This is a genomic window from Reyranella sp., assembly GCF_044224635.1.
Taxonomy (GTDB): Bacteria; Pseudomonadota; Alphaproteobacteria; order Reyranellales; family Reyranellaceae; genus Reyranella.
Map to the genome: position 1 here is coordinate 1 of NZ_JBGAKA010000096.1, position 8,648 is coordinate 8,648.

Below are 8,648 nucleotides of genomic sequence, written 5' to 3' on the forward strand. Positions count from 1 at the left end.
ATCTCGACGCGAAACCCTTCTTCCGGCTGCGGCAGGGTGAAGTAGGGAGTCACGGCGTGGAAGAGCTCGTCGGTGACATGGCCCCAGTAGACGCCCGCCGGTTTCTCGTCGTTGCGGCGATGGATGTTGGCGAGGCAATCGGCGTCACTCGCCTCGATGACGTGCAGCACGTGATCGGCGCCGGCCGCGTCGAGCAGGCTGCGCACCCACTGGCGGGCCTTCGGGGTGTTGCCGGCGAAGTCGAACACGACCGAGACGCCGAGTTGCAACAACTGCACGGCAAGCGGGCCGATCAGGGCACGGCATTTGGTCGAGGCCTGCAGGAAATCGTCCAGTGAGCGGATCTCGAAACCCAGGGTCGAGATCCATTCATCCTCGCAGAACACTGCCGCCGGCAGTGATTGCCCGAGCGCGCGCGCGAGCGTCGTCTTGCCGGCGCCTGCCTTGCCGCAGATGAAATGGAGTGTGGCCACTTGCCCTCCCGCTGGTTGCGCGTTTGCACGATGATAGCAGCGCCGCCGCAATTGCTGGAACCGCGAGACGTCCCACCGCGATCTGCATGACCTCTGGGATTGGGCAGCGCATCGGGCGCTGCCCGCCGGAATCGCCAACGGCGAGATCCGCCGCGACATCGATGTCACAGTTTGGTCGGGGCAGCCCTTGGCGGCGGTGCGCGGCACCATCGGGCAATGGCTGATTGGTCCAGTAGCCTAAGTCCAAGGCTAGGGCAGCACGGCTTCGCACTATCTCGGCAGCTTGCAGGTCGCGCAATGCCATTGGCGTCTGCCGGCCGGATTCCGGGATCTCCAGGAGCATCTCCTGCTGCAGCCGACGGCGTAGGCCGGGGTCGTCGAGCGCCGCGCGCGTCGCCGCGTTGAGACGAGCAATGGTTGGAGTATTGGTTCCCTTCGGTGCCCAGAAACCGAACTAGGCGGAGACGTGGAAGCCAGGCAGGCCAGCTTCGTCCGTCGTGGGAATATCCCGAGCGGCGGCGCTACGCTCCGGTGAGGCAATCGCGTGGATGCGGATGGCACCCGTGCGGGCGTGCGGCACGAGGTCGGCGGGAAGCCCCAGGTACAGATCGATCTGGCCGCTCAGCAAGTCTTGCAACGCAGGCGCCGAGCCGCGATAGGCGACCTTCGCATCGGCAGCACCGAACCGCTCCTGGCGGGCGTCGTGACGGCAGCGGTGGAACGACTGTGGCGCAAGAATCCGTACGTAGCGCTGCGCGCACTACAGGCAGACAGCGCGACGCTGCTCGATCGCGACCTGCCTGAGCGCCGGATCGAGCTGGCTGTCGTCCCGGTCAGGGCGCTGCCGTTGCGCGACGATCTCGACGCGACTCCGCTCTATCGCGACTTCTGGCATGTCGTGGCGGGTGTGGGTAGCCCTTGGGTACGTCGCCGCACGCTCGATCTTGCCGAGCTTGCCGGTGCCTTCTGGTGCGCGACGCCCCTTGAGAGCGCGATCGGCTCGCTGCTGATCGACGCCTTTCAGGCCGAAGGGCTCGAACCGCCACGCCTCGCCGTGTCGAGCGTGATGTCACCGCCCGTCGTCGCGCGCCTGCTCGAGAACGATCGCTTTGTGGCGGTGATCGCCGATTCCCTGCTGAACTACTTCTACGCCCGCCGGCTGGCCATCAGACGATTGCCCGTCGCGCTCAATAGCCCGTCCTTCGATATCGTGGTCGTGAGGCTCAAGGGCCGGACCATCAGCCCCGTCGCGCAACTGTTCGTAGACCAGGCTCGAGCAATCGGAGCAGAGCTGACGAAGTCTCGGATTACCGACTCGTCGTCCCGAGAGCGTCGTCGAGCCAGTCGAGCGCGCGGCGATTGAGCAGCGAGCGGTTGCTCATCTCGCAGTGATCGTCCGCACCGTCGGCAGCGGTGAAGCGAATGAGCTCTTCGGACAAGCGAGCTCGAACAGCGTCTCGGCGGTTTCGGCGATCGGATCGTGCAGGTCGTCCTTGAAGATCAGTCCCATGCTCGGATTGCGGGCCGTCGCGACCGGATCGTCACACCGGCCTGTCGCCGCAGATCTGGACGCGCCGCATCAGGCGGCGGAACGGGCCGGTGTCGCCCAGCGCGATGTGCTTGGCGCTGCGATTGTCCCAGAAGGCGATCGAGCCCTTCTCCCAGCGGAAGCGGAAGGTGAATTCCGGCCGGTTGCCGTGCTCCAGCAGGAAGTCGAGCAGCGGCCGGCTCTCCTTCTCGGTCATGCCCTCGAAGCCTACCGTGTAGGAGGCGTTGACGAACAGCATCTTGCGGCCGGTCTCGGGATGGGTGCGCACCACGGGATGGCTGTTGCGCGTCTCGCGCCAGTCCGGCCCGTCGCGATGCTTGGTCGAGCGGCCCTTGTTCTTCCCGGCCTGCGGTCCCGCCACCATGATGTCGCTGTGCACGGCGCGCACGCCGTCGAGCATCCTCTTCATGCCGTCCGACAGCACGTCGTACGCGAGGTACTGGTTGGCGAACATCGTGTCGCCGCCGTAGGGCGGCACGTCGATGCCGTAGAGGATGGCGCCCATCGGCGGCTCGGCCACCATGGTCGTGTCGGCATGCCAATCCTCGCCGACATAGGAAGTGTCGCCCGGTTCGCGCCGCACCATGACGATCTCCGGATCGTCGCCGGTGCCCCGGTAGTTGGGATGGATGAAGATTTCGCCGAAGCGGCGCGCGAAGGCTTTCTGGCGCTCGGAATCGAGCTCCTGGTCGCGGAAGAAGACGACGCAATGCTCGTTCAGCGCGTCGCGGATCTCGCCGATCGTGCCGTCGTCGAGATCCTGCGCTACGTCGACGCCGGAGATCTCGGCGCCGCCGGCACCCGAAAGCAGCCGTATGTCGAGGCGCGTGTTCCGCATGGCCCTTGCCTCCATCCTTCGACCGAGGCGAGGCTACACGACGAAGTACCGCCTCGAAAGCGACACGAGTCATCCTCTTCCGGACCGCGAGCGCCCGCCCTGAGCTTGTCGAAGGGTCTTCGCTCGCGGCGCGGAAGAGCATGAGGATCGCGGTCGGTGGGCGCGATGAACTAGAGTGCCATCCAGTCTCGACCGCCAGCGTGACCCCTTTCGACGGAGCAACCCGATGAAGCCGCACGTGATCTGCCACATGGTCTGCAGCCTGGACGGCCGCACCTGGTCGAGCCGCTGGCGGCCGCAGGGGGCGCATTCGGCGGGCCTGTTCGAGCGCCTGCACGACCAGCTGGGCGGCGGCACGTGGCTGGTCGGCCGCGTCACCGGCCAGGAATTCGCCAAGGGCAAGGAGCGCCCGGCGCCGACCGGCCAGACCTTTCCGCGCACGGTGTGGATCGCCCGGCGCGATGCCGCGGCATACGGCGTCGTGCTCGATGCCGAGGGCAAGATCATCTGGGGCCGCTCCGACATCGGCGGCGATCCGATCGTCGTCGCGCTGACCGAACAGGTTCCCGACGCCCACCTCGAGGCGCTGCGGGCAGAGGGCGTGTCCTACGTCTTCGCCGGCAAGCAGGCACTTGATCTGCGGCTGCTGCTCGAGGTCCTGAACCGCGAGCTGGGCATCGAACGCCTGCTGCTCGAGGGCGGCGGGCGCGCCAACGGCGCCTTCCTGCGCGCCGGGCTCGTCGACGAGATCAGCGTGGCGATCAATCCCGCCGTCGATGGCGCCCGGGGAGGGCCGTATGTCTTCGATTCCGCCGACGAGAAGACGGGGCCGTCGGCGCCGCTCACGGCGATGACCTTGAAGAGTTGCGAGGTGCTCGACGGCGGCGCCGTCTGGCTGCGCTACGACCTGCGCAACGAACGGCCGTCGGCCTAGAGCGTGATTGGTTCAAGTGGAAACCTCACCCTGAGGAGCCACGTGGAGCGTGGCGTCTCGAAGGGTGGGCAACCGACGTGACTTGTCCGACCCTTCGAGACGCGGCCTGCGGCCGCTCCTCAGGGTGAGGTCATTCTTTGGTGCTTCAACCAATGACGATCACGCCTTAACGAACCGGCCGCTCCGGCGTGCGCGGGAAGGCGCCGCCGTGCTCCGGCCATTCCCATTCGTCGCGGTCCGGCGCGTCGACGTCGATGCCCTTCGCCCGCAGCATGTCGCGAAAGTCCTCGGCATCGTCGTTCGGCCGGTAGCCCAGCGTGCTCCAGTTGGGATCGATCGTCTTCAGGCGCGTGTTGCGCGAATAGCCGTTGACCACCAGGCATCCGGGATCGGGATGACGCAGCGAGACGTCGACCAGGTGGGCGATATCGGCCGGGCTGATCCAGGTCGCGAGCGAGCGCTGGTCGATCGGCTGCGGGCGGAAGGTGCCGATGCGCAGCGAGACCGAGCGGATGGCGTAGCGATCATAGTAGTGGCGCAGCATCGTCTCGCCCCACGCCTTGAAGACGCCGTACAGGCTGTCCGGCCGCGGCGGCAGATCGGGCGAAACCTTCTCGGTGATCGGATAGCAGCCGAAGGCGTGGTTGCTGCTGGCGAAGACGATGCGCTCGACGGCCGCCAGCCGGGCGGCTTCGAGCACGTCGAACAGGCCGCGCGCGTTGACGCGAAACAGATCCTCCAGCGTGTAGGTGCCGACCACGCCTGCGAGGTGAACGACTGCCCGCACATCGCGCATCATGCCCTCGACGGCGGCGCGGTCGGCGATGTCGGCGACGACCATCTCCTCGTTGCCGGCGAGATCCTGAAGCGGTCGGACATCGGTCAGGCGGAGGTGACGCCAATGGCTGCGCAGGCCGACGCGCAGCGCCGTGCCGATGGCGCCCGCGGCACCGGTGATCAGGACGCGGTCGGCCTCAGGATTGATCATGTCCTGTGCTCTATTTTACGAAGCGCGGCATCACGTCGGCGGCGAGCAGCTCGAGCGTCTCGCTGTCGTTCTTGTAGGCGCTGCTGATCAGGAGCTGGACGCCGGCGTCCTGGTATTTCCCGACAAGGTCGGTGATCTGCGCCACGGTGCCGGCTACGCCATAATAGTTCTCCGGCACCGCCAGCCTCTTGCGCTTGGCCGCCAGCGAGGCCTCGTCGCGGGCAATGAGGAAGCTGATGATGTTGGTGCGCTCGATGTCGGCATAGCTCCGCTGTGCCGCGTCGCAATGGCGGCGCAGGACGTCGAGCTTGTGCCGGACCATGTCGGGCGTGCCGCCGACATTGCAGGCATCGGCCAGTCGCGCGACGGCCCGCAAGGTGAGCTGCTCGCCGCCGCCGCCGATCATCACCGGCGGATGCGGCTTCTGGATCGGCTTGGGCTCGAGGATCGCGTCCTGCGCCTGGAAGTACTTGCCGTGGAAGGTGGTGCGCTTCTCGGCCCACATCGCGAGGATCAGCCGCACGGCTTCCTCCATCTGCCGGATGCGCAGCGCCGGCCGCGGCGGGAACTCCCAGCCGTACTGGCGGTACTCGGTCTCGAACCAGCCGGCGCCGATGCCGAGGGTGAGGCGGCCGCGGCTGATCAGGTCGACACCGGCGGCGATCTTCGCGAGATGGGCCGGGTTGCGATAATGGACCGAGGAGACCAGCGTCGCCAGGCGGATGCGCCGCGTCACCGCGGCGAGCCCCGACAGGACCGTCCATCCTTCCATGAAGGGTTCGTCCGGCGCGCCGACATTGGCGATCTGGATGAGATGGTCCATCACCGAGAACCAGGTGAAGCCATGGTCTTCCGCCCATTGGGCCTTGGCCTTGACCGCTTCGAAGATCTCCGCCGGCTCGGCGCCGAACAGCCATGACGGATTGTGGATGCCGAACTTCATGGTGCTTCCTCGTTCCTTCGACTTCGCTCACGGGCCGGGAGCGTCGTATTTGCAGAAATATACCGATCGGTCGGCCGGTTGCCACGGCCCGATGAATGATGACCGGAGCTGGAATTCGTGGGCCGGCCGTTCGAGGCGCTGGCGTTGCAGCAGGCCCGGGCCTACGGTGGCCGGCAACAGATCGTCGGCGTGACACGAAAGGTTCATCGAGATGGAAATCCGACGCAGCGGCTCGCAGCCCTCGACCAAGGGACCGGAGAACTGGTTCACCGGCACGGTGCGCATCGACCCGCTGATGCGGGCGACCGATCCGGCGCGCGTCAGCACCGCCTACGTCACCTTCGAGCCGGGTGCGCGCACGGCCTGGCATACCCATCCGCTCGGCCAGACGCTGATCGTCACCGCGGGCTGCGGCTGGGTGCAGTGCGAAGGCAGCCCGCCCGAGGAGATCCGCCCGGGCGACGTCATCTGGACCGCGCCGGGCGAGAAGCACTGGCACGGCGCCAAGGCGAAGACCGCGATGACCCACATCGCCGTCACCGAGGCGCTGAACGGCAAGAACGTCGATTGGCTGGACAAGGTGGGCGACGATCAGTACCCGGCCTTCTGAGTGACGGCAGCCGGCGGAGATGGACGCGCATATTTCGAATCCCTCCCCCGTAATCGGGGGAGGTGCCCCGTCATACGGGGCGGAGGGGTCATAGGCCGCCTCACGTGGCTCATGACCCCTCCGTCGCCGAAGACGGCGACACCTCGCCAACAGAGTTGGGGAGGAAAATGAGAGAGCGCCCATATGAGGATTGGAGCGGCGACGTGCGTCCTACCGCGGTTCCCGGAAGGCCGGGTAGAGGTTGACGTAGCCGAGCTTGACGCGGCGCGCCGCCTGCTCGGCCGCTTTCTCGGGCGACATCGGCACGAAGCCATGACCTTCGACTAGCCGCTGCATGAAGGCGGCGCGCGCCGTGACGGCGATGGCGTCCTGCAGGGCCTTCTCCTCCCAGCCCTCGGCGAGCACCGCGTCGGCATCGGCCTGCGTCATCGCACCTGGCGTCAGCATCAGCTTGCGCACGTAGGCGAGCAGCGGCTTCAGGCGCGCCTCGACTGGCACCGTCTCGGGATCCTCCAACAGGCGCTCCACCGTGCCGGGCGCCACGCCCCAGGCGTAGGCGGCTGCCGAATGTGCCACGCACACGAACCGGCACCCGGAGACGCCGGCAGCATAGGCCAGGATCAACTCGCGTTCGCCCTGGCTGAGCGGCGACGGCCCGTTCATCAGCGCCTGGCTCATCTTCGCCCACGCGCCGTAGATCTCCGGATATTTGGAGAAGACGTTTGCCGGACCGGCATCGTCCGGCAGGGATTTGAAGAAGGTCATGGCAGCTTGGCCTCCCGGCGGGCTCGAGATCGTTTCGACGGCCTAGCAGGAACCTTGGCCGCGCCGCCCAGGGCGAGCAGCTTGAGCTCGGCCACGATCTGCTCGAGGTGCTCGGCCGGAGCCCGGATCCGGCTCGCGGCGGCGCCGAGATACGTCCAGTAGAGAAGCTGCGCCCGCGCGGCCGCCACGGGCGGGGCGACGCCCGCCTCGACGAGCAGCTGCTCGAGGTAATCCCGCCGTCTGCGGTCGACCTCGGCCACCGCGCGCGCGGCGAGCGGGTTGGCATCGGCCCAGGCACGCATGCGGATCTCGAGCGCGGCGCCGTGCGCGAAAGCCCGGCGCAACAGCGCATCGAGGCGCCGTTCGCGCGAGTCGTGCCGCTCGATGTCGGAGATGATCGCCTCGGTCGTGGTCTGCCGCCAATGCTCGATCACCCGCGTATGGAACTCGCCGAGATCGGTGAAGTGCCAGTAGAAGCTGCCGCGCGAGACGCCGAGCTTGCGCGCCAGGACATCCGCCTTCAGCGCGTCGGCGCCCTCGCGCGCCAGCGTCGTCAGGGCGAGGTCGATCCAGTCCTGGGCGGTCAGTCGCTCGGTCACGAGGTCGCACCATACAGAGCTGTATTGACGTCCGCAATCGGCCGGCTATTTTCCATACAGAGCTGTATGGAGGAATGCATGCGGGATCTGGCACTTCAGGCGGCCGGCGTGCTGGCCATTGCAGTCGCGCTGATGCATGGCGTGATTGCCGAGCGACGCGTCTTTCCTGGCGCGCGCATCGAGCCCGGTTGGACGCGCCGCTTGCTGCGCATGGTGTGGCAGGCGAGCACGGTGGACTGGGTGGTCGTGGGGGCCCTGCTGATCGCCGCCCCGGGCCTCGATTCGCCGACGGCGCGTCAATGGATCGTCGGCGCGGCGGTGGTGATCTACGGCTACGCCGCCGCGGGCAATGCGATGGCGACGCGCGGTCGCCACGTCGGCTGGGTCCTGATGGCGGTGGTGGTCGCGCTGGCGCTCGCCGGGCTGTAGCCCGTCTTTCTCGGGCAACGTCCCCGGCTGCTCAATAGGTGGCGAAGATGCGCGCGATCTCAACCGGGTCGGAGGTCCGGGTGAGCGCCAGCGCCAGCAGCAGGCGGGCCTTCTGCGGGTTGAGGTTGTCGGCCGCGAGCACGCCGGCGTCGGCGAGCCTCTTGCCGCGGTAGATGCGGCCAGAGCCGGCGCGCGAGGACTGCACGACCACGATGCCCTGGCGCACCGCCTCGGTCATGGCCGCCAGATCGGCGGCGGGCGCCATGCCGGGCGCGAAGCCGGCCGACACCAGCCCCTTGGCGCCGGCGGCGATGAAGGCGCGCATGGCGCTGCCGTCGGAACCCGCATAGGCATAGGCGATGTCGACGCGCGGCAGGGCCTCCACGCCCCGAACGCAAAAGGTAACTTCCGCGATGCGAGCCTGTTGAGCGGCCATTTGTCGGCGCTTCGCCGCCTCCAGCGGGCTCATCGGCGATAGGGATGGAGTGGCGGATCACGATTTTATCTTCGCCGACGAGGA

Annotated in this window: 13 protein-coding genes; 4 read left to right on the forward strand and 9 right to left on the reverse strand. The window is 67.6% G+C overall.

The genetic code is table 11. The features are described 5' to 3' along the window. Together ACILR9_RS38215 and ACILR9_RS38220 are read right to left on the reverse strand one after the other, a co-directional pair. A partial coding sequence (locus ACILR9_RS38215) for an AAA family ATPase (protein WP_395715245.1) occupies positions 1-473 on the reverse strand: 473 nt, incomplete at its 3' end. Between the two features lie 454 nt (positions 474-927). After that, entirely contained in the window at positions 928-1,110 is a 183-nt protein-coding gene (locus tag ACILR9_RS38220) for a hypothetical protein (RefSeq protein WP_395715246.1), read from the reverse strand. Here ACILR9_RS38220 and ACILR9_RS38225 point away from each other — a divergent pair. Then, on the forward strand, positions 1,045-1,836 hold the full coding sequence (locus ACILR9_RS38225) for a substrate-binding domain-containing protein (RefSeq protein WP_395715247.1): 792 nt from the start codon (positions 1,045-1,047) through the stop codon (positions 1,834-1,836). The two genes, ACILR9_RS38220 and ACILR9_RS38225, sit on opposite strands and share 66 nt — an antisense overlap. A 15-nt stretch (positions 1,837-1,851) precedes the next feature. Here the strand turns inward: ACILR9_RS38225 and ACILR9_RS38230 are convergent, their stop codons facing one another. Together ACILR9_RS38230 and ACILR9_RS38235 are read right to left on the reverse strand one after the other, a co-directional pair. Further along, positions 1,852-1,983 (reverse strand): hypothetical protein, encoded by a 132-nt coding sequence (locus ACILR9_RS38230; protein ID WP_395715248.1) that lies wholly within the window; start codon positions 1,981-1,983, stop codon positions 1,852-1,854. 31 nt (positions 1,984-2,014) lie between these two features. Next, positions 2,015-2,860 (reverse strand): TauD/TfdA dioxygenase family protein, encoded by an 846-nt coding sequence (locus tag ACILR9_RS38235; protein ID WP_395715249.1) that lies wholly within the window; start codon positions 2,858-2,860, stop codon positions 2,015-2,017. 226 nt (positions 2,861-3,086) lie between these two features. On the opposite strand from ACILR9_RS38235, the gene ACILR9_RS38240 reads away from it, so the two are divergent. Beyond that, entirely contained in the window at positions 3,087-3,794 is a 708-nt protein-coding gene (locus ACILR9_RS38240) for a dihydrofolate reductase family protein (protein WP_395715250.1), read from the forward strand. Between the two features lie 166 nt (positions 3,795-3,960). On the opposite strand, the gene ACILR9_RS38245 is transcribed toward ACILR9_RS38240, so the two are convergent. Both ACILR9_RS38245 and ACILR9_RS38250 read right to left on the reverse strand, forming a co-directional pair. Further along, positions 3,961-4,782, reverse strand: a complete 822-nt coding sequence (locus ACILR9_RS38245; RefSeq protein ID WP_395715251.1) for an NAD-dependent epimerase/dehydratase family protein — start codon at positions 4,780-4,782, stop codon at positions 3,961-3,963. A gap of 10 nt (positions 4,783-4,792) precedes the next feature. After that, positions 4,793-5,725 carry an LLM class F420-dependent oxidoreductase gene (locus ACILR9_RS38250; RefSeq protein WP_395715252.1) on the reverse strand — a complete coding sequence of 311 codons (933 nt, stop codon included), beginning with the start codon at positions 5,723-5,725 and terminating at the stop codon, positions 4,793-4,795. 211 nt (positions 5,726-5,936) lie between these two features. Between ACILR9_RS38250 and ACILR9_RS38255 the strand changes: the two genes are divergently transcribed. Beyond that, the gene (locus ACILR9_RS38255; protein ID WP_395715253.1) at positions 5,937-6,335 is read left to right on the forward strand and encodes a cupin domain-containing protein; all 399 of its coding nucleotides are present in this window, start codon (positions 5,937-5,939) and stop codon (positions 6,333-6,335) included. Between the two features lie 210 nt (positions 6,336-6,545). Here ACILR9_RS38255 and ACILR9_RS38260 read toward each other — a convergent pair whose 3' ends face one another. After that, positions 6,546-7,100, reverse strand: a complete 555-nt coding sequence (locus tag ACILR9_RS38260) for a carboxymuconolactone decarboxylase family protein (RefSeq protein ID WP_395715254.1) — start codon at positions 7,098-7,100, stop codon at positions 6,546-6,548. Next, positions 7,097-7,699 carry a TetR/AcrR family transcriptional regulator gene (locus ACILR9_RS38265; RefSeq protein ID WP_395715255.1) on the reverse strand — a complete coding sequence of 201 codons (603 nt, stop codon included), beginning with the start codon at positions 7,697-7,699 and terminating at the stop codon, positions 7,097-7,099. Before ACILR9_RS38265 ends, ACILR9_RS38260 begins: the two co-directional genes overlap by 4 nt. A gap of 78 nt (positions 7,700-7,777) precedes the next feature. On the opposite strand from ACILR9_RS38265, the gene ACILR9_RS38270 reads away from it, so the two are divergent. Continuing rightward, on the forward strand, positions 7,778-8,128 hold the full coding sequence (locus ACILR9_RS38270) for a hypothetical protein (RefSeq protein WP_395715256.1): 351 nt from the start codon (positions 7,778-7,780) through the stop codon (positions 8,126-8,128). Positions 8,129-8,159: 31 nt separating this feature from the next. Here the strand turns inward: ACILR9_RS38270 and ACILR9_RS38275 are convergent, their stop codons facing one another. Next, the gene (locus ACILR9_RS38275) at positions 8,160-8,513 is read right to left on the reverse strand and encodes a hypothetical protein (protein ID WP_395715257.1); all 354 of its coding nucleotides are present in this window, start codon (positions 8,511-8,513) and stop codon (positions 8,160-8,162) included. Positions 8,514-8,648 lie beyond the last annotated feature (135 nt).

Coding starts and splice junctions, on each gene's coding strand:
- ACILR9_RS38230 (WP_395715248.1), bottom strand. CDS start 1,983: ATGGGACTGATCTTCAAGGACGACCTGCACGATCCGATCGCCGAAACC.
- ACILR9_RS38235 (WP_395715249.1), bottom strand. CDS start 2,860: ATGCGGAACACGCGCCTCGACATACGGCTGCTTTCGGGTGCCGGCGGC.
- ACILR9_RS38240 (WP_395715250.1), top strand. CDS start 3,087: ATGAAGCCGCACGTGATCTGCCACATGGTCTGCAGCCTGGACGGCCGC.
- ACILR9_RS38245 (WP_395715251.1), bottom strand. CDS start 4,782: ATGATCAATCCTGAGGCCGACCGCGTCCTGATCACCGGTGCCGCGGGC.
- ACILR9_RS38250 (WP_395715252.1), bottom strand. CDS start 5,725: ATGAAGTTCGGCATCCACAATCCGTCATGGCTGTTCGGCGCCGAGCCG.
- ACILR9_RS38255 (WP_395715253.1), top strand. CDS start 5,937: ATGGAAATCCGACGCAGCGGCTCGCAGCCCTCGACCAAGGGACCGGAG.
- ACILR9_RS38260 (WP_395715254.1), bottom strand. CDS start 7,100: ATGACCTTCTTCAAATCCCTGCCGGACGATGCCGGTCCGGCAAACGTC.
- ACILR9_RS38270 (WP_395715256.1), top strand. CDS start 7,778: ATGCGGGATCTGGCACTTCAGGCGGCCGGCGTGCTGGCCATTGCAGTC.